The organism is Allohahella sp. A8 (assembly GCF_047946665.1).
In the GTDB taxonomy this organism is placed as follows: Bacteria; Pseudomonadota; Gammaproteobacteria; order Pseudomonadales; family Oleiphilaceae; genus Allohahella.
In genome coordinates, this window is sequence record NZ_CP172312.1 from 4449479 (window position 1) to 4469100 (window position 19622).

Genomic DNA, 19622 nt, shown 5'->3' on the forward strand with positions numbered 1-19622 from the left:
ACTCCTCTCGAGCTGATCAAACCCGGCGCGTATTCCACAGAATGACATGCAAAATGCAAAGCAAGTTGCATTTTTCGCAGGATCGTATGACACCATGCTGTTCTGACTGCACATCGCCACGTTGCTTTACTCATAATGGTTTGAAAAATGCATGAGCCGATCAACATCACTTCGAGATTGGAATCCATGTTGACTCGGCGCATTTATCTACCAACGATGGCGTTGACCGCCTTGATGCTCTGCTCACAGACCGCAATCGGTCAGGTCCTGGAAAATAAAGTTCTCACCTTTGGCGTTGTGCCCCAACAGGCCACTGAAAAACTAGCCCGCGAATGGGTGCCACTCATTAACCTGTTGTCAGAAACAACAGGGTTAACTATTGAATTTGCAACAGCTCCGAGCATTCCTGAATTCGAGGCGCGGCTGGCTGAGGGCTTCTACGATTTCGCATATATGAATCCCTATCACTTTACGATGTTCAATGATGCTCCGGGCTATGTTGCCATTGCTCGGCAACGGGATCATGTTATCCAAGGGATTATCGTGGTCTCTTCTGATCTTGGAATAGAGTCGCTAGAGGATCTATCAGGAAAAAACCTGGCGTTTCCCGCTCCCCGAGCATTCGCCGCGACTATGATTCCCAGGACTTCCCTGGACGAGGCCGCGCCCGGGCATACGGCGACGTTCGTCAATTCTCACGACTCAGTGTATCAGTCAGTCGCTAAAGGGCTTTTTGCGGGAGGCGGTGGAATCGTCAGAACTCTGAACGAAGTTTCGCAAGAATTGCAGGACAAACTTAGGGTGTTATGGGTCTCCCCCGGCTACACGGGTCATGCTTTTGCAGCCCACCCCCAAATTTCAGCGAAGCTGCGCGGGAGCGTGCAACGGGCGCTGATTGATATGGCCTCTTCCGAAAAGGGAGCGCAGGTCATCCGCGACCTGGGAATGAATGGTTTCATCAATGCGGTCGACTCTGACTGGGACGATGTCCGAGCCTTGCACATTGAGTAGATTTCACAAATGGCACCCGATGTAGTTGCTTTAGTGGAGAATGGAGCGCGATCAATGTCATTCAAATGGAAGACGATTCTCGGCATCGCGGCGATAGAGCTGTTTTTCCTCTCCTTTTTAGTCTGGCAGGCCGCCCGCTTCATTCAGGGCCTGGGGGAGACCGAAATCGAAAAACGAGCGGACGATACCGTCATGCTGGCAGATACGGTTTTGCTGGACTCACTAATCGCCTATGACCTGGCAACAGCAGATGAGTATGTCAGGAAGCTCGGCGCGCTCAATGGTGTCGTCTACGTTACCCTGGAGCAACGGGGTAAGAAACTCGTCAGCATTGGCGAGTTTCCGGCCTCCGCGCCACCGCCGGACCAGGCTGTCGACAAGGTTAACGACGGGGTATACGACGTGGTACACAAGCTTGAAGTCGAGGGTCAGACTCTTGGTTTGCTCAGGTTTGGCTTTTCCCTTGAGCAGTTATACTCGGTCACTTCGCAAGCCAAAGCGCAACTCTACCTCATTGCGCTGTTCGAGCTCATGCTCGTCGGCCTTTGCTCTTGGCTTTTGGCCCGGTATCTGACCAACCGCATTCTGCTATTGCAAAACGCCAGTGATAAACTGCAATCCGGTGTTGCAGTTGAGCCGATACCTGTCGATGGGCGGGACGAAATCTCTGCAACCATTCGGGCATTTAATCAGATGTCGACCGCCTTGATCGAGCGCGAGCAAACTCTGAGGCTAACGAACAAGGAGCTCGAAAAAGCTTCTCAGGCAAAGTCGCGCTTTCTGTCTTATATGAGCCATGAAATCCGTTCTCCGATGAACGCGGTTCTTGGCTCGCTTGCTCTAATTCGCGAGCGGGGCAATTTCCAGAAGTCTGAACAGTACTACCTGGATCTCGCTCGCGATTCAGGAGACGCACTACTCCAGGTGGTGAACGAGGTTCTCGATTTCTCGAAAATTGAAGCGGGGCACGTTCAGGTCAGACAGCAACCTTGTTCCTTGCGCGACTTGGTGCGGGCAGTTCAGTCGGCAATCCTCGCAACGGGCGTAAAGCCCAAAATCGGGCTTTACGCGGAATTTGAAGACGCTATCCCCTCCTTCATTGGAACAGATGGAGAACGTCTGCGTCAGATTCTCACTATCCTGGTGGATAATGCCTATAAATTTACCGAAGAGGGCCAAATCACTGTCTCCGCAAGTGAGGTCGAAGCGCTTCCGGGAGCCTCACACAGGCGGTTGCGTCTCGTCGTCAAGGATACTGGCCCGGGCGTTCCACACGAACTTGTTGATACCATTTTTTCAGAGTTTGAGCAGACTGACGCTACTCGTGACTCGGGTTATGGCGGCATTGGTCTAGGTCTGGCAATTGCAAAAAGACTAGTGACTGGACTGGGAGGGAAAATATGGCTGGAGAGTGAGGTTGATGTCGGATCGGCATTCACTTTCGAAATACCGTTTGATGTTGTTGATAAATTGCCTTCGGAAGATATGTCCAGCGATCCGGCAGACCGTCCTGACTTAGAGGAAGGTGCCGCCGGGTCGTCCGGCCTCAAAATCCTGCTGGTCGACGATGTTGAAGCGAACCTGATAATAGGTGCAGCACTTTTGAGAAACCGGGGCTACATCGTCGATGTCGCCCATGATGGCAAAGATGCTTTGAAACAGGCCGAAAAAACTGATTATTCGGTCATTCTAATGGATATAAGAATGCCAGAGCTCAACGGTCTGGACGCCACGCAGCGGATCCGAACATCAGGCAGGAGGAATTCGAAAACGCCCATCATTGCCCTGACAGCGAACGCCGAGAGATCCGAAATAGAGCGGTGCTTCCAGATAGGTATGAATGATTTCGTCAGTAAACCTTTTACCATTGAACGCCTCAGTCAGTCGATCGAGAAGTGTCTGAGTGAGCATACTCAGGAGGAGCAACAGATGCAGTCAAATACTGAAAGCCACCAGAACCCGTTGGTGCTGTCAGAGGACGTCTTGGAACAGTTGATAAAAGACACCTCCGCGGAAAATCTCCCGATGATGATTTCTGTCTTTATGAATGAAATCAAGAAGCGCCTAGAAGGTCTGGAAAAAGCCGAAGCGAGTAGTGATGAACTGGAAATACGTGAGCAGGCCCATGCTTTAAAGAGCAGTTCAGGCACCTTTGGCGGCCTCAGGCTCCAGACTGCCGCCAAGGAACTGGAAGAGTTGGCCAGTCATTCGAGCGCTTGTTCTGATGGCGACGCCATCACCAAGTTAAAGCAGGTAGCAGAGGAAACACTGGTCGCCTATGCTGACTATCGTGAACGTCTGAAGGCATCTCGAGCTATTGTCGAGTGAACCATCCAACCAGGGAAGCGTCTATGCCGAGTGAACATCGCCCAAGTGTGCTTTTGGTGGAAGACAGCCCCTCCAACGCAATGGTCTACCAGAGCTACCTCCAGAGTGCCTACTCTGTCCAGACGGCCCACAGCGGCTCCGAAGCTCTCGAGCTTCTAGCTCAGCATAAATTTGATGTTGTGATCACTGACGTGCGACTGCCGGACATGAGCGGGCTAAGTATTCTGGATGGGATTCAGGCCGAGACACCATTACTGCCGGTCATCGTAATCACCGCTCATGGTTCGGTTGACTTGGTGGTTGACGCCATGCAGCGCGGTGCTAGCGACTTTATTTCCAAGCCGTTTGACAAGGCTCGCCTCGAGGTCACCCTTAAGAATATCCTTAAAAAGCAAAAGCTCGTAGAGACGGTTCAGCAGTACGAGAGAGTCTACAAGCGCGAGCAGTTCCACCGGATGATCGGTGCCTCACTGCCCATGCAGAATGTTTACCGCATCGTGGAAAGCGCCGGAAAAAGCAATGCATCAGTTTTTATCACCGGTGAGAGCGGCACCGGGAAAGAGCTGTGTTCGGAGGCGCTGCACGCAGAAAGTCCTAGAGTCAATGCTCCCTTCATTGCCTTGAACTGCGCAGCGATTCCCCGGGACCTGATAGAAAGTGAAGTGTTCGGCCACGTCAAAGGTGCTTTTACAGGCGCGTCCGCAGCTCGGGACGGTGCTGCCTTGAGGGCATCTGGCGGTACTCTGTTTCTGGACGAGATTGGCGAGATGCCGCTAGATCTTCAGAGTAAACTACTCAGGTTGATTCAATCTGGCACGTTTACACCGGTCGGGAGCAGTAAAGAGCTCAATGTGGACATTCGCTTCATATGCGCTACTAATCGAGACCCGCTGCGGGAAGTTCAAGAGGGGCGGTTTCGAGAGGATTTATACTACCGTTTGCACGTTATCCCGATTCACATGCCGGCTCTGCGGGAGCGTGGGAGCGATATAATGCTTATCGCCCACTCTCTGCTCAAGCAGTATGCCAAAGATGAAAAGAAGCAGTTCAGGAGCTTCAGCAGGGAAGTAGAAACTTTCTTTATGCACTACGTTTGGCCCGGTAACGTCCGTGAACTAAGCAACGTTGTCAGAAATGTGGTGGTATTAAACGAGGGCACTGTCATTGAAATGTCTATGTTGCCTAGCCTGATGGAGGCTCCGCCGGTCAGGGATAGCCGGCCGCTTCTCAGTGAGCACAGTGCTCTTGTCAGTGCCGGAGCGGCAAAGCCAGTGGCCCTCGCCAATGAAGCTGCTGGACATCATAGCCCACTTGCCAACCCCGGCCACCAAGCGATCTTGCCGCTGTGGGTAGAGGAGAAACGCATTATTGAGGAGGCTATCGAGAAATGCGACGGCAATGTGCCGAGAGCGGCCGCCTTTCTGGAAATCAGTGCCTCGACCATTTATCGCAAGAAGCAGCAGTGGGATAAAGAGCAGCTCGCAGGCGAGTCAATGTGAATTGCATTCTGCAAATCCATTTTGCTGCGCGTCAAGAATCTTATGTAACTAACTGAAAAGTATGATCTAAATAGTTGGCATGCTAGATGCTGGGTCTTTGACAACAGGTTTTCCACCGGAGATTGTCATGGCTGCCACCACCTCATTGACCGACGCTCAACCAGCGGTTGCACCACAGCGCTACCGTCTTCTGATTGTAGACGACGACCTCGCCGTTCGAATGGTCTCGCGCTTGGCGCTTTCCAAAGCTGGCTTCGGAGTTACTGAAGCGTCGGATGGATATACGGCGCTCAGCTGGCTGGCCTCCCACAAATTCGACGCCATATTGCTGGACGCGCGCATGCCGGGTATGGATGGGTTTGAAACCTGTCGTAAAATGCGGGAACAACTCAATGGCGCAGCTGTCCCGATTATTATGGCAACGGGCCAGGATGACGACGACTCTATTGATGCTGCTTTCGAGTCCGGTGCTACGGATTTTGTCGTGAAGCCTCTGAACTGGCGAATTATCTCTCAGCGCTTAAGCTCTCTCATCAGCGCCAGTGCGGTGAAAAAACATCTTGAAAATCGTAGCCATCAAATTTCGTCCATGTTGAAAACTTCATCAGAAATCATGCTGCTGCTCGACTCTGACGGGATCATACAGGGCACCCACCAGATCGAGCGGCTGCCCGCTGAGCTGAGAGCACAGCTGCTTGTTCGTAGGGATTTTTTCCAATCTCTCGGCGAGACATTCTCTGATTCTGTGATGGTTGCCTGGGCAGCGGCGAAAAGCACGCAAGCGTGTGAAAGATTCGTTATCGAGTACTTTGCAGACGGAAACCGGGAGTCACTTCAGGGGAGGTTTGTACCGGGCGCAGAGGGCGAGTGGCTATGCCTACTGCAGGGCCAGAGCGCTGCCCTTGACTGCGAGCCGTTAGCATATAAGGACTCCGTAACTGGAACTGCCAATGAAAGGCGGCTGTTAGAGGAGCTCAGAGCTCGGCTACGGGAAGACCGGGAAACGAACACGCAGACCGCGGTTTTGCGCTTTTCGGCGTCGGACTTGCGTAAGTTCGAGCCGACCATCGGCCGCGATGGAGCGGCTAAAGTTGCTCAAGTGATTGTCGAAAGACTGGAACTCGGTCTTGATAGCTTTCTCAGCACATTACCGGTCGAGACTAAGCGCCCTGAGTATCTGATTGCGAGGCTATCCGAATCGGATTACGTCATTGTGCTTTCGGCCCTTTACGATTCGGAGTTTATCGATAATCTCGCAACGCTCCTACTACGACGGGTTTCGACCAGCATTGAGATCAGTAACTACCTTCTCGGCATTGACTGGGTTGTCGGCGTTGCGGATACGAGTGAAGCCTCCCCCACCACCGATGGTCTGTTAACGGCGACTGCCTACGCTATTCAGTCAGATTTTCAATCCTCCAATGGTCTCCGGGTGCATCGATATAACGCTGCGCTCAAAGCACGTATTAGCCTTGATGTCGAGATAGAGCGTCTTCTCAGACGGGATATTGCAGATGGTGTTCTCGAAATGTACTACCAACCGAAATATGACCTTTCTGACCGATCGCTCATTGGTATGGAAGCCCTGATTCGGTGGCACAACGCGGAGATGGGGTTTGTCTCGCCTGCGCAATTCATACCGATTGCAGAAAAGTCTGGGTTGATTATTTCTCTCAGTCATCTGGTAGTGGAGAGGGTCTTTGATCAGATAGTCGCCTGGCGAGAGGAGGGATTTGAAGTTGTCCCTGTTTCGATAAATATCTCCGGCATTCATCTGAACACTCGAACGATTGTGGAAGAGTTTAGGGCTGGCCTTCAACACCATCGAATTCAGCCGCAACTGGTCGAGCTGGAGGTCACCGAAAGCATTATGGTGGATGGCATGAGCAAGGCATTCAAGAACCTGACTGACCTGCGCGATATGGGTATTCGGGTCGCCATTGACGATTTTGGAACAGGCTACTCCTCACTCAGTTACCTCAAGAACTTGCCGGCAGATTGCCTGAAAATTGACCGTAGTTTTGTCCAGTCTATCACCTCGGACCCGACTGCAGAGGCAATTGCGAGGGCCATCATTACCGTAGGCCACGATGTAAACCTTCATGTGATCGCTGAGGGCGCAGAAACCGCCGAGCAACTCGAAAAACTGACAGAGCTGGGCTGTGATTCAGTTCAAGGCTATTTTACGGGTAAGCCTGTTCCCAGTAGCCAATTCCGCATGTTTTTTGCAGGATCACTTCTAGCGAGCTAGTAAATTGCAATAGAGGATTATTAATTTAATAGGACCATCTTTGATGGTCTTTTTTCGTTGCTTTTGGTTCTAGCTCCAGGACTGAATTCTTCTTTATCTCTATGCAATTAGGTTTGCATCTTGCATTCCAATATCCAGTGTAAGCGGAATGTCTGTTATAAAATAATAATAAATATTCATAAGTAATTGTTTATACTTAGAGAATAAAAGTTGGCACGTTTAATGAACTATATAATATGTGAGGCGCAGGTCACACAAATAAAATATATTATCAAATGAGAGGTACTGATAATGAAGAATATTCAGGTTAGCCCATTGGCATCCAGGCAAGGTGGATTTGTTCTGACAACCGAGTTGGTCCTGCTTTCCACCGTTCTAGTCACCGGACTGGTTGCGGGTATGGTTACTATGAGAGATTCGCTCACTGCTGAGATGGAGGACGTTTCTGAGGCTATCGGCCATCTGGATCAAACTTACGCCTTCAATGGCATCGTCAATGGCGAGAAAACTGCAGCGGTCGAAGGGTCGGTTTTCGGAGACTCTACAGACTCCAACGCTGGTGATGACGTCGAGTTCACCTTCGTAGCAGCGACGCCCGTGGAAGGTGGTTCCACAACGGCGAGCCTCGGATCTTCTGCCGCCGCCAACACCGGCACTGTCTCGGCTCCTTGATTTGAGAACCCAATGGCCGCGGTGGATTCCTGTCGCGGCCATAGAAGCTCATATTCATTGGGGGTCGACATGAACAAGAAATTCACAGGAAGCACAACTGCCGCAATCAGCATGTTTCTTATTTCTGGCGTTCTTGCCAGTGTGCTGGGGGTCCGTCAAGTGGAACGAATCACCACTCACGAGGTCCTGGGCATTGCCGGCAATTGGCCTGCGGGAGTCAGCATAGAGCCTACGATGATTCAGAAGGTACGGGTCGATAAACAGGTTACGGGAATAAAAGATCCAGCGCGGTTATTAGGAAAGCGGCTCGCCAATGACAAAAAACACGGTGAGATTTTCCGTCGAAATGAGCTCGCAACTCCCCCGCGTTCTTGGCTTGCTCAGCAAGTTCCAGAAGGGAAGGTTCTCTATACCATGAAGCCGCAGCCCGGCGCTATTCCTCATAGCCAACTGCGCAACGGCGACCTCTTCGACGTACTGGCAACTGGCCCAAAAGGAGTTCGGACTCTAGCTAGAGACGTTCGTCTGGTGGGTGTTATGGGGGGTAAAAACGGCCGAGAGCTGCCCGCGGGCAATCTTGCATCGGTATCCGGTCCTGCAAGTCGGCTCGCATTCTCAATGGTTGTAGCCATTGCACCCGAATATGTGTATCCCTTGGCAAGCATTCGCTCTTCAGATGTTGTATCTATCGTTCTTCACGGATCTGGTCATTCCAGCTCAGATTCCGATTCGCGTGTCAGCATTGAACCGGCGCCCACGCATCGAAATATTGAGATTGTCGCTGGGTTGATTAGACGGCAAGTTGCCGTTCCTATGAACGATTGAATTGTTCTTATAATTAAGATCCCCTTCATCTGACCGCACTGCGGTCTTTTTTTTTGCAAAATGCAAAAACCTCTGCTACCAGAATGCGAACATTATCTCGCATTCTGCAAAAGATGTTTGTCGGAAGCTCTAAGTGTATGAATTTAATGAAATAAATAACTTGGCATGGGTTTGGCTAGGTGGAAGGTACGGATAGCTACATAGAGGTAAGCCATGAAAGCAACCATTCGTTTACTGATGTGCTGTGCACTTAGCTCGGGTTGCGCTAGCCAAGGGAGTTTTCCGGTTTATTCCGCTAATGACGTGGCGGGTAACTCAAAGGCAAGGGGGCTGGCAGCGCATTACCACCTTACCACAGACGTCAAGCCATCGGCGTTCAATGCCCGCGACAGCCGTCAAAGATATCAATCGTTTCAGCAGGGCTGCGTACTGGATTTTCACCCATTGGTCAAAGCAGCCCCCGGCCAACGCCCATGGGAATTGCGAGAAAGCAATTCAGCTAGCGGCCACTTGGGTTCTTACAAGCGCTTTGTCAGCGGTGCCTCATTCGCACAGGGAAGGCACGACATTCCGGATTCGCTGGCAGAGGATCTGAAATGGTTTGCCCGGGAAATGGCCCGCAGCCCACTCATGCCTTTTGTTCTGATCATTGGCCACACAAACGTGGATGGCAATGCAGCCTATAACCAAATGCTCTCTGAGAAACGTGCAGCGGCGGCGCGCCGATTCCTTATTTCCCAAGGTGTGCTCGAGCAGCGGGTACAACAGTTCGGAGTGGGCGAGACGAGTCCTCTCCAGATGCGGGAGGCTGCTCGATCCTGGTCTCTGAATCGCCGAATTGAGCTTATAACGTTCCTCCCATCCGATGCCAACCGGAAACAGCCACGCTGCGCCGAGATAGCAGGACTCGCATTATCAGATCTCGCAGGAGGGTCGCAGCAATGAAAATCCTAAAGGCAGTCATGGTCACGGGCATGCTTTGCATCCCCGCAACAACGCTCGCCAACCTTAAGTACATTGAGGACTCCCATGGCCGACACACCTCTGAGTATCGGGCATTGGTGCAGTGGACGCATTCACGCCTGGTGTTTGATCGAGACGTCAAACGGGTCGCAGTGGGTCAGGATTCCATTATCGAAATCGAAGTGCTTGGCGGGAGGGAGCTCCTGATGCTGGCCAAGAACGTCGGTCGCACCACGATTATGGTGTGGTACGAGGATGGAACCAGCCAGACGCTCATGTTCGGGGTCAGTGAAGACATGTCGTTGCTTAGAGATGCACTATCAGATATCCACTCACGGATTCGTGTGGAAATGGCGCCGGACCGTCCTGCACTCGTGCTACGGGGAGCAGTGCCCAATGTTCAGTACAAGTTGGCGGCCGAAACGGCTGCTCGACATTATCTGGGCGCTCTACAGTCGCGACGCCCCAATTCACTCGCCAGTAACTCGGTCCCGGGCGTCCAGGCGGGTTCTCCTCTGGATCTGGTCGCAACCGCCCAGCAGTCACTCTCGGACGCGTTCCGCCTCAATGCCACGAGTGACCTTATTAAGCCCCGAGTGGCAGTCATCAATCTGATCCAGGTCCAAACCTTACCGCGAACGCTGGAGCATAAAATCATGGCCGCTATCGTGCCCATGGGAGGCGGGGATGTCCGTATTCGGCGGGTGGTACGCGGTGACGTTCGGGACGATCTGGCTGACACCTTCCTTCTGGAAGGGGAAGTGCGAGATCAGGTAGCCCTAACCCGAATCTTAAACCTTGTCTCACGGCTGATTGGTGGTGTAGATGAAGCTGCGGGCTATGACCTTGTACCTGTCACCAACGAATCTGGAGGATTGCTGAGGGGTAGTTCAGCTGTCGGGTCTCGAACCCTTGCGTTTGGCTCGGGCGCAGCTCTCGGCTCCGGCGATATCAACGAAAACGGTATCCGATCGAATGTGGCCCGCTCAAAGTTACTGTCACTGGGCGGGGGCCGCCTTTTATCCATGATCGAGGTGAGAGACCTGCCGCAAATTCGAGTGTCGGTCCAGATTCATGAAGTCAATCGGACACAGATGCGGCAGTGGCGCCCCGATTTTACGTTGCTGACTCAAGGTTACTCTGATCAGGGTTTGTTCTCCCTTGGTGGACTTTCCAGCACACCTCCACAGAGTTCTACTGTAGAAAACGCCCTTCAGGTGCTGGGAGGGACATTGACCAACAATCTGCAGATTGGAGGTGATGATCTCGCCTTCGATCTATTGTTTTCGCTGATGGAGAAGGAAGGCATTTCCCGGACTCTGTCGCGTCCAACGCTCATGGTGTTAGCCGGTGAATCAGCCTCTTTCAACGTGGGAGGAGAGGTGCCGGTCCCTACCGCATTTGCTCCAACAGGCTTGAAAGATGGTGACGAAGTCGGTGCGAATACCCCAGGTGTCTTCAGTGGAACATCGTTCAAGGCTTTCGGTATTAATTTGAACGTGAAAGCGATGGTGGATGAATCAGACAACATCACTCTGGATCTCAACCCAACTGTTTCCATGCCGGACACTACTTTGACCCAGCAAATCACAGATAGTACGGGAACCTCTTTGAACTCCACGGCGTTCAATACGCGAAGCATCAGCACTAGTGCTCGTCTCAGCGATGGTCAGCCTCTGGTACTTGGGGGTTTGGTCTATCAGGCCCAATCGGAGCAGAATGATTTCACTCCGGGCGTCAGAGACTTACCACTGTTTGGGAAGCTGGCCGAGGCCACATCGCAAACTGAGCAGACTCGCGAAATTGTCATTGTGGTGACGCCTAATATCATCAGAACACCAGATGAACGTGTACACCTTTGGGCCTTCCCTTCCACAACCGACCTGGCAAGCCATCTCCTTTCATTAACCGAAAACCATCAGTGGGGTACACAATGAACAAGCTCCAGCTCGTTGTATTGCTGGTTCTCGCCATGACGGGTTGCGCTTCGCAGCAGACCTTTGTCGGCGAGATTGGCGACCCCGAACAGGAAGTAACGCGGCTGATAGAACATGAGCTCGTCAACATTCAATCTGGTGAGTATTGTCGCCCTGATCCGCAATCACTGTTCAATGGCTGCGATGGCGCCTTACGGCGCCTGACGCAGCTTTTCACCAAGTTTCCCGACTATGAAAGGCTTCAGCTTGCGCTAGCGGTGGCCTATCAGGCTCGAAATAAAAATCGTGAAGCCCAATACTATCTCGATGTGTTATTGGCCAATAATCGGCCGAGACCAGAAGCCGCCATTCTGGCTGCGCGGCTAGCAATGGAGGAGGGCAATACCCGCCGCGCCCAGGCCCTGTTAGAGCCCCAGATGCGTCTGAGCCCGATGCACCCCGGCATCCACGAAACGCTTGCCGCGGTGTTCTATCTTAATCATGAGCCACAAAAAGGATTTTCTGCACTAGCAGCGGCTGAGCAACTAGGAGCCCCGGAATGGCGGATTGCGTACCATCGCGGGCTACTCTACGAACTTTCTGACAACGAGTCGGCTGCCTGCGAGCAATATGCCAAGTCCTACACTCACAGAGACTCGTTTCGCCTGCCGGAGGGACGCATACTGGGGCTGACCCATAACCCCGTGTGTCTTGAACTCGCCAAGTTCCTCGGAGGCGCCTGATATGAGTCAACCTGATCAGGAGCGTGCGCCGATACTTGCCAAAGCCCGCCAGCATATACACAAACGATTGATCACTTCACTGGATTCGGACCCGCTGGACCTACAGGACGGGCAGCAGGTTCAGGCTCGAGTGCACTCTCTGATACGCGTCGTTGCCGCTCAGGTCGGATTGAATATGTCTGAGCAAGAAAGCGAAGCCCTAGCGCGCGGGGTCATCAGTGAAGTTTCCGGAATGGGGCCCTTGCAGCCGTTGATGGAAGATCCAGACGTGACCGACATCCTGGTCAACGGCCCGACAAACATCTGGATAGAACGGGATGGCCTTCTTGAGCGATCCTCAGTGGGCTTTGACGACGAGGCTCATCTCAGGCGCTTTGTGGATCGTTTCGTTGGGAGCCAGGGAAAGCATCTTGATTCCTCAAATCCTGCGGTTGACGCCAAACTACCAGACGGCAGTCGCCTGCATGCCATCATTCCTCCATTGAGCCCTGTAGGCACAGTGGTCAGCATCCGTCGCTTTCATCAGTCGCATGCCAGTCTCAAAGATCTCGTGACCAAAGGCATGCTGTCTGAAGGTATGGCTGAAACCTTGCGGCTTGCTGTCCGCAACCGTGTGAATATTGTGTTCACTGGCGGTGCCGGCACAGGTAAAACAACGTTGCTAAATACCGTATCGGAATTCATTCCCGCCAATCAAAGGATCGTTACAATCGAGGATTCGGCCGAGCTGGCGTTGCATCATCACCATGTGGTTTCGCTGGAGAGTCGTCAGGAGAATAGTGAAGGCAAAGGCAAACAGGGCCTGCGTTCGCTGCTGCGTCATGCTTTGCGGATGCGCGCAGATCGCATCATCGTAGGTGAAGTTCGGGGCGATGAGGTCTTCGATATGCTTCAGGCGATGAATGTCGGTCATGACGGCAGCCTCTCAACGATTCACGCCAACAATCCGCAGCAAGCTCTAAAGCGCATGGAGACGCTGGCACTGCTCGCGGACGCCAACGCGCCGCGGGAAGCGATTAGAGATATGGTAGACGCAGCCATAGGGATGATCGTCCACGTTGGTCGGGATGCTCAGGGACGACGGAAAGTTCTTAGCATAGTGGAGATCGAGTCACGGGATGGTAAGCGCCAATTGCGAGAACTTTGCGAACCCCGGGAGCGACGATCATGTTGGAACGGATAGCGATTATCCTGGCGGTTGCCCTCCTATTGTTTTCAGGCGCGTATTTTGTCCGCCTCTCTCATCGAACGAAGGAGGTGGATGCCGATGGTGCGTCCCCAGAGCTGCTCGAAGCCAGACTCTCCATCCTCACCCGACATCTCCAGATACTGGGGGTGCGCCTGGAACCCTTGGTGTTTGCCGCCGGCCTCTGTTTGGTCGCGGTGACCATCAGTCTCCTGTTCCTGACACTGTTTGAGGACCAAGCAGGTTTGAGTATCTGCGCAGGGGTGACCTTCTTGCCACTCGCTGTTTATGTTCTCAAGGATTTGGTGGTCTGGCGCGCGCAGGAATTTGAGTGGCACCTGGTTGATACGCTGGATCTTGCAGCGTCTCTATCCGCCAGTGGCATTACTGCCGTAAGAGCCATTGAGGTAGGCTCACAAGGCGCTCCTCCTATGGTCAAGACTGAACTCGATTATCTCGTAATGAGGCTTAAACTGGGCGATTCCATTGACGGCGCTACGGCTCGGCTTCTGGACCGGTACCGATCCGAAGGCGTCAGCCTTTTCGTCAACCTGCTTCGATCACGTTGGCACGGTGGTGCGGATTTTCATGCGCTGCTTCGGGCATTGTCAAAAGTATTGCGTGAGCGAAAGACTTTCCTAATCCAGTCTCGCGGCCAACTCTCCGGAGCAAAATACGCGCTGCTGATCGCAGCGGCGTTTCCGTATCTGTTAATCCCATTCTTTCAGAGTCAGGAGCCGGGATGGCTTGCGCCTATCACTACGCACCCTGCTGGCCCCGTTATTCTCTACCTGGCCGTTTTCTTACAGGTTGTGGGTCTGTTATGGACGCGCGCAATTCTCAGGAGCAAGTCATGGTGAGCTCTTTCAGCATTGATATCTTTCTAGCGCTTGCCTGTGGGGCGTCATTACTTGGAGTGTACGTATTAAGCCGATCCGAGCTGAGGCCGGAACTGGCGTTCGATATGGAGCAACCTGAAAGCTTCAGATTTTATCCGGGCAAGCTGATGCGCCAGGCTGGATTTGTGCCCACGGATTTCGTCTGGATCTACTGGCCAGGAAAGGTATTTCTCTTTATCGGCTCCGTGCTCCTGTTTACAGAGATAAATGCGGATCCGCCTGTCTGGTTGATGGCCGCCAGCCTGGTTACAAGTTTCTTTTCCATTGACCTTTTCCTTTTGCAACGCCGAAAGCTTCGCGGACTCCGAGTACAGGCCAATCTCAGTTTTTTTGTCGATCTGGTCAACGCCTATCTGACTTCTGGCATGTCGTTGCTCCGCTCGCTCAAGGAGGCTGGAGAATATGGATTCGAACGGGGTCATCCGCTGGCTGTCGAACTCCGATTAATCGCTATGGAAATCGAATCCGGTGAATCTTTCCAGAAAGCGATGGGGCGACTCTACCAAAGAACGCGGGTACGCCAGTTACAGGCACTTGCCGCATCTTTTGAAGTCGGCCAAGCCGCCGGTTCTCCGATGTTTGAAAACCTGGCGCGTCAGGCTGAGGTATTTAGAGCGCAGCAGGAGGAAATGAACCGCAAGCTCATTAGTCAGAAAAGTATCTCTCTCTTGTTTGCGCTGATGATCGTGGGCCTTCCCATGTTCGGGGTCATCGTGATCTTTCCGGCTGCAATAAAGCTCGCTGAGATATTTGAACTACTGGATTATTTAATCTGACGCCAAAAGGAAGGGTCATCATGCTGTACGAACGAACCAACCGACTGAGATACTTGCGTCGCCAGGGCGGCTTCGTTATTACTTTGGAACTCATCATCATTATTTCTATCCTGGGATTCGGTACCCTGGTTGGTATTGTCATGGTCCGGGACGCCTTGGTTAAACATTACATGGCGAAGCAGTCCTCTAAAACCCTAGTTGCTGACGCCGCTGGCCGGGTTCTTGGAGAAGCCATTGACTTCGATGAGCATGATGCCCCGCGCATCTTCTTCCTGGACCGATCCCAACAGACAGCGTATCGCACCCTGATTGGTGTACGGGATGATCGCTTTACATCAAGAGAGGCCGTTTATTACAGCGGCTCTGCCTGTACTGGCGTCGCTTGCATCAAAACAATCAGCGACGAATTGACGAGCAGCAGAGGGACGGACTATTTGTCTGGAACCGGCAATGTGAGCTACTTCAACGCCCTACAGAGCGGCCTCAACTACGGAGTTGGCCGAGGCGATCGAGGATTGCCCGGTCATCTATTCCGGGAATCACCACTAAATTGCCCTATAGCGCCAAGCCAGATTCAATCACGTTGGATGTCGCAAAAAGTCGCCTCTGGCGAGCCCTGTGAAAGCATCAATCTAGAAGATGAAATCAAATCACCCGCCTTCACGGGCTGCCTCATTGATACTTCATCGCTTGGAGGGGCGGTGGCGTGTGACTGTCCGGAGTCGTTGAAAGACCAAGGCGACATTCTATCCCTCTACGGGGCCGCAATAGAAACGCTCCTGGATTCGACCGTTTTGACGCTGAACTCTGCATTGTTAATCACAGGTCAACAGATTCCATCGGTGGATGTTGGAAAAATCTGTTGCCCCATGAACAGTGATCTGGACGAAGGTGAATTGGTTAACAGCGTTGTATACATCGTTCTGGAAGAGCTGGTAACTCAGCTAGACCTCGCATCTTTCCCTACGGCGCAGCAGAGCATCAACACAGCCCTGGCTCCACTCGCCGGAGAGTTGTCCTGTTCCAGTCCGACTATTCTAAAAGCTGCCGATTCGGTCCCCGATCCCATCGATCCGAACGAGAATGCCCTGGGAACATTCGCAGCACCTTTCTGGGTTAACTTGCCGAGCGCTGCACCGGATGAATGGTACTCTGTCACGCCGAGGGAAGGAGAGGGTTGGTAGAGCCAGATCTTCAGATAAGGCTGCGAGTATGAACGCTAATAACCTGGTGAAAGATCGTCTCGGACTGTTCTGCTTATCGTTGAGGAACAGCCCGTGGGTCTGTGTCTATTGCAAGAAAGGCAAGTTGGAACAAAGTAGGGCTAGGGGGGAGTTAGCCATAATTCATGGTGGAAGGCAGTGAAACGATGCGAACTGCTGATCCATAAAAAAGCCCCAGGGCTGGGGCTTTTCAAGGGATCTTGCTAGACCCCCTGATCATCTTGTTTGGTGGAGACGGCGGGAATTGAACCCGCGTCCGCCAATCCTCTGCCATCGGCTCTACATGCTTAGTTTCCCTCTATTGATCTAGCCGTAAACGACCCGGGGGGCAGGGTGTAAACAGCGATTCTCCTTAAGGTTTCGCCAGTCGGTAGGAGACATTCCTCATGGCTAGCTTATTCTGATGACGCTCAGTACCGCGATATAAGCATCTTGGCGTGAGCGCTAACGGGGGTTTAGGCCGCTAGAGCGTAGTTGTCGTCGTTTGCAACTATAGTTTTCAGAGATTGGAGTACGTGAGTCTCTGCCCTCACGACATGCACCTTTGGGTTTGTAATCGGCGTCGAAACCAAGTCGTCCCCAGGATTAGTCAGTATACGACACTGACTTGCTCATATATAGAGCCAGCCAGACGATTTTCAAGTCGACTTGGCTGTATCCAAGCGAGAATAACGATTACATCGCTGTAAGACAGCCTTGGCTGACTAACTGGGAGTGAGGCGGATGCGAGACATTGGGTGCCTCAGGGCTGCTGCGAAAGCTCTGACAGCAGCGTCATCAGTTCAGGCACATTGACTGGTTTCACGAGGTGATGCGCGAAGCCCGCGGCTGCGGTCTTTTCACGGTCTTTGTCTTGTCCGTAGCCAGTCACAGCGATCAAGGTACTGCACGCCGTACCTGACCGCTTCCGAAGTTGACGGGCCAGCTCATTGCCATCCATGTCGGGCAAGCCGATGTCGAGCAGGCAGACGTCGGGCCTTTCCGTCTCGGCGCGCTCAAGCGCTTTTTCGGAGCTATGTTCGACACTCACTGAGTGGCCCGCTGCCTCGAGCAGCATTGCGAGCATAACGGCTGCATCAACGTTATCGTCGACAATCAGAACCTTGAGCGTGGAACTGTCGTTGGGTGCTTTCGAGACATCGACCGCGGGTGAAGCCTCCCTGCCATTCGGCACTACGCGTGGCAATCTGATCGTGAACTCGCTGCCTTTGCCTGAAGCCGGGCTTTCAGCTGAGACATTACCCCCATGTAGTTCCACCAGTCGCTTGACCAGCGCGAGTCCAATGCCTAAGCCGCCGGGTGAACGGTCGGAGCTGCGCTTCGCCTGAGTGAATAGTTCGAATGCTGAAGGAATGAGCTCGGGGGGCATGCCTATCCCGTTATCGCTCACCACGAATACTACTTCGCTATCCTCGGCTCTGGCACTCATTTCAATATTGCCGCCTTCAGGAGTGTATTTGGCAGCATTGTTGAGCAGGTTACTTAGCACCTGGACGAGCCGTTTCAAGTCTCCCTGAACCCACAGCTGACTCGGCGGGACAAGGACCTGGATTTGGTGGCGCCGCGCATCGACGAGTGGGCGAACCTGCTCGACGGCTGCCGATACGATACTTTCCACATCGAGCATATCGTCTGCAAGTGTGATCAGTCCTCGAGTGACCCGAGAGACATCCATGAGATCGTCAACCAGGCTGGTCATGTGATTGACCTGTCGGGAGATAACCTCGCTTGTTTGCTGAATCTCGGAAGCATCGATCTGCCGGCTTTGCAGCAGTTCAGCAGCTGCACTGATGGGCGCAAGTGGATTACGTAATTCGTGGGCCAGCATTGCCAGAAACTCATCCTTTCGCTGGTCGGTCTCCTTGAGCTTTTCGATAATGCGCTTGCGCTGGGTTACATCACGGAAAAAGATGGCTACCCCGCCTTCGGGGACCGGATACATCCTCAACTCGATGATGCTGGGATGCTCGTCACCCAGTGCAAAATGCTGCTCACAAGTCACGGGTTGGCGATGCAGCATCACGCCACCATGACAGGCTTCGAGGCTATCTTGCGCCAGCCCTGGCCATATGCTCCAAAAGTTCCGGTCAGCGACTTGAGCCGAAGACGTTCGGCTGATCCTGAGCCCCGCGGCGTTGATCCGCAGAATTCTCCAGTCAGCATCGACGATGGCGAAGCCCTCCGTCATGCTGTCGAAGATATGTCGGCTCTGGTCCCGCTCCGCCCGAAGCTCTGCCTGGGCGCGCGCATGCTCCACCGCCGACCAGCTACGTTCGGCCATGTCCTGAGCCAGCTGAAGATCGATTTCAGTCCAATGATAGGGCTGGCTCTGATGGAGCTGAAGAACGATCCTGAGTTTTCCGGACTTGACCAGGGGAATGGCTATAAATGCCTGGATGCCGGCGCGGCTATAGGTGGCGGCTTGATGGCGCAGTCGTGGGTCCTTGGCCACATCGTCGACGAGCACGGCACGACCATGACTCAGTTCGACTATGATGTCGGACTCGAAATCATCCAGTTGTCGATAAAAGCCTGCAATGCTGCTGACCCCTGCCTGCGTCCAGTCCTGCCTGATGAGAAACGTCCGTTCAACTTCGTTGATTTCTGAAAACAGTACCCGCGAAACATTAACTTCCTCACCCAATATTCTGATTGCGGTCGTGACAACTCCGGCGGGATCGGCAATTGATGCCAGACTATCCGACAATTTCAACTGAAAGGCGTTCCGCCGTTCGCTCAGGACGTGCACGGTGGTCTCGGTTACGGTGCAGAACATTCCGCCTACTTCGTCGTCCGAAATCCGTAGTGGCGAATAGCAGAACGTGAACCAGGCATGCTCGGGGAAGCCGTTACGCTCAATAACGAGCGGCATGTTTTCGTGAAAAGTGGCCTCTCCGGCAAGCGCTTTATCGACGATTGGGCTGATCTCCGACCAGATTTCCCACCAGACTTCGGAAAAGGGCTGACCAAAGGCGGCTGGATGTTTGTTGCCCATGATGCGGGAATATTGATCGTTATACAGGAAGGCGAGATTCGGGCCCCAGGCGACGAACATAGGGAATTGGGAATCCACCATCAGTTTGACGACCGTCAACAGCGCCTTTGGCCAGCGATCCGGCGAGCCGAGCGTTGAGCTGGCCAGGTCAGGGCTGCGGAGCAGATCCTCGACTGTAAGATTGTTAGCTGAAATGGGCATGAATAAGACCGGGTGGCACGATCGAAGGACGACGCCCTATAGACGGCGATAAATAAGACATACTTGCGAATTTCTCTCAGGAGGGGCGGCGCTCGAAAAGCCTAGGATACACTTGTCATGCTTTCAAGCAGGCG

Annotated in this window: 14 protein-coding genes and 1 other RNA gene; 13 read left to right on the forward strand and 2 right to left on the reverse strand. The window is 53.0% G+C overall.

Going from position 1 to position 19622, the window contains the following annotated elements:
* Positions 1-147: 147 nt before the first annotated feature.
* From ACH3PB_RS19885 to ACH3PB_RS19945, 13 genes are all read left to right on the forward strand, one after another.
* On the forward strand, positions 148-1011 hold the full coding sequence (locus ACH3PB_RS19885) for a phosphate/phosphite/phosphonate ABC transporter substrate-binding protein (protein ID WP_416397231.1): 864 nt from the start codon (positions 148-150) through the stop codon (positions 1009-1011).
* Positions 1012-1065: 54 nt separating this feature from the next.
* Entirely contained in the window at positions 1066-3339 is a 2274-nt protein-coding gene (locus tag ACH3PB_RS19890; RefSeq protein WP_416397232.1) for a response regulator, read from the forward strand.
* A 23-nt stretch (positions 3340-3362) separates the two neighbouring features.
* The gene (locus ACH3PB_RS19895) at positions 3363-4838 is read left to right on the forward strand and encodes a sigma-54-dependent transcriptional regulator (protein WP_416397233.1); all 1476 of its coding nucleotides are present in this window, start codon (positions 3363-3365) and stop codon (positions 4836-4838) included.
* Between the two features lie 127 nt (positions 4839-4965).
* Entirely contained in the window at positions 4966-7089 is a 2124-nt protein-coding gene (locus ACH3PB_RS19900; protein ID WP_416397234.1) for a putative bifunctional diguanylate cyclase/phosphodiesterase, read from the forward strand.
* A gap of 291 nt (positions 7090-7380) precedes the next feature.
* Positions 7381-7761: a hypothetical protein gene (locus ACH3PB_RS19905; RefSeq protein WP_416397235.1), complete on the forward strand. Its 381-nt coding sequence runs from the start codon at positions 7381-7383 to the stop codon at positions 7759-7761.
* A 69-nt stretch (positions 7762-7830) separates the two neighbouring features.
* Positions 7831-8586, forward strand: coding sequence for a hypothetical protein (locus tag ACH3PB_RS19910; protein WP_416397236.1), 756 nt, complete (start codon positions 7831-7833; stop codon positions 8584-8586).
* A gap of 213 nt (positions 8587-8799) precedes the next feature.
* Positions 8800-9531, forward strand: coding sequence for an OmpA family protein (locus ACH3PB_RS19915; RefSeq protein WP_416397237.1), 732 nt, complete (start codon positions 8800-8802; stop codon positions 9529-9531).
* Positions 9528-11486 (forward strand): pilus assembly protein N-terminal domain-containing protein, encoded by a 1959-nt coding sequence (locus ACH3PB_RS19920; RefSeq protein ID WP_416397238.1) that lies wholly within the window; start codon positions 9528-9530, stop codon positions 11484-11486. Before ACH3PB_RS19915 ends, ACH3PB_RS19920 begins: the two co-directional genes overlap by 4 nt.
* Positions 11483-12208, forward strand: a complete 726-nt coding sequence (locus tag ACH3PB_RS19925; protein ID WP_416397239.1) for a tetratricopeptide repeat protein — start codon at positions 11483-11485, stop codon at positions 12206-12208. The genes ACH3PB_RS19920 and ACH3PB_RS19925 overlap by 4 nt, the downstream gene beginning before the upstream one ends.
* A gap of 1 nt (position 12209) precedes the next feature.
* A complete protein-coding gene (locus tag ACH3PB_RS19930) occupies positions 12210-13391 on the forward strand; it encodes a CpaF family protein (RefSeq protein WP_416397240.1) in 1182 nt (393 codons plus the stop codon).
* Positions 13376-14254 (forward strand): type II secretion system F family protein, encoded by an 879-nt coding sequence (locus tag ACH3PB_RS19935; RefSeq protein ID WP_416397241.1) that lies wholly within the window; start codon positions 13376-13378, stop codon positions 14252-14254. Before ACH3PB_RS19930 ends, ACH3PB_RS19935 begins: the two co-directional genes overlap by 16 nt.
* The gene (locus ACH3PB_RS19940; protein ID WP_416397242.1) at positions 14248-15069 is read left to right on the forward strand and encodes a type II secretion system F family protein; all 822 of its coding nucleotides are present in this window, start codon (positions 14248-14250) and stop codon (positions 15067-15069) included. Before ACH3PB_RS19935 ends, ACH3PB_RS19940 begins: the two co-directional genes overlap by 7 nt.
* A gap of 20 nt (positions 15070-15089) precedes the next feature.
* Positions 15090-16253 (forward strand): hypothetical protein, encoded by a 1164-nt coding sequence (locus ACH3PB_RS19945; RefSeq protein WP_416397243.1) that lies wholly within the window; start codon positions 15090-15092, stop codon positions 16251-16253.
* A 265-nt stretch (positions 16254-16518) separates the two neighbouring features.
* Here ACH3PB_RS19945 and ssrA read toward each other — a convergent pair.
* Together ssrA and ACH3PB_RS19955 are read right to left on the reverse strand one after the other, a co-directional pair.
* Positions 16519-16873, reverse strand: a transfer-messenger RNA (tmRNA) gene (gene ssrA / locus ACH3PB_RS19950).
* Positions 16874-17034: 161 nt separating this feature from the next.
* Positions 17035-19488 (reverse strand): ATP-binding protein, encoded by a 2454-nt coding sequence (locus ACH3PB_RS19955; protein WP_416397244.1) that lies wholly within the window; start codon positions 19486-19488, stop codon positions 17035-17037.
* Positions 19489-19622 lie beyond the last annotated feature (134 nt).

What these genes read in the sequence shown, in the direction of transcription:
- ACH3PB_RS19885 (WP_416397231.1), top strand. Translation starts at nt 148, where the DNA reads ATGCATGAGCCGATCAACATCACTTCGAGATTGGAATCCATGTTGACT.
- ACH3PB_RS19890 (WP_416397232.1), top strand. Translation starts at nt 1,066, where the DNA reads ATGTCATTCAAATGGAAGACGATTCTCGGCATCGCGGCGATAGAGCTG.
- ACH3PB_RS19895 (WP_416397233.1), top strand. Translation starts at nt 3,363, where the DNA reads ATGCCGAGTGAACATCGCCCAAGTGTGCTTTTGGTGGAAGACAGCCCC.
- ACH3PB_RS19900 (WP_416397234.1), top strand. Translation starts at nt 4,966, where the DNA reads ATGGCTGCCACCACCTCATTGACCGACGCTCAACCAGCGGTTGCACCA.
- ACH3PB_RS19905 (WP_416397235.1), top strand. Translation starts at nt 7,381, where the DNA reads ATGAAGAATATTCAGGTTAGCCCATTGGCATCCAGGCAAGGTGGATTT.
- ACH3PB_RS19910 (WP_416397236.1), top strand. Translation starts at nt 7,831, where the DNA reads ATGAACAAGAAATTCACAGGAAGCACAACTGCCGCAATCAGCATGTTT.
- ACH3PB_RS19915 (WP_416397237.1), top strand. Translation starts at nt 8,800, where the DNA reads ATGAAAGCAACCATTCGTTTACTGATGTGCTGTGCACTTAGCTCGGGT.
- ACH3PB_RS19920 (WP_416397238.1), top strand. Translation starts at nt 9,528, where the DNA reads ATGAAAATCCTAAAGGCAGTCATGGTCACGGGCATGCTTTGCATCCCC.
- ACH3PB_RS19925 (WP_416397239.1), top strand. Translation starts at nt 11,483, where the DNA reads ATGAACAAGCTCCAGCTCGTTGTATTGCTGGTTCTCGCCATGACGGGT.
- ACH3PB_RS19930 (WP_416397240.1), top strand. Translation starts at nt 12,210, where the DNA reads ATGAGTCAACCTGATCAGGAGCGTGCGCCGATACTTGCCAAAGCCCGC.
- ACH3PB_RS19935 (WP_416397241.1), top strand. Translation starts at nt 13,376, where the DNA reads ATGTTGGAACGGATAGCGATTATCCTGGCGGTTGCCCTCCTATTGTTT.
- ACH3PB_RS19940 (WP_416397242.1), top strand. Translation starts at nt 14,248, where the DNA reads ATGGTGAGCTCTTTCAGCATTGATATCTTTCTAGCGCTTGCCTGTGGG.
- ACH3PB_RS19945 (WP_416397243.1), top strand. Translation starts at nt 15,090, where the DNA reads ATGCTGTACGAACGAACCAACCGACTGAGATACTTGCGTCGCCAGGGC.
- ACH3PB_RS19955 (WP_416397244.1), bottom strand. Translation starts at nt 19,488, where the DNA reads ATGCCCATTTCAGCTAACAATCTTACAGTCGAGGATCTGCTCCGCAGC.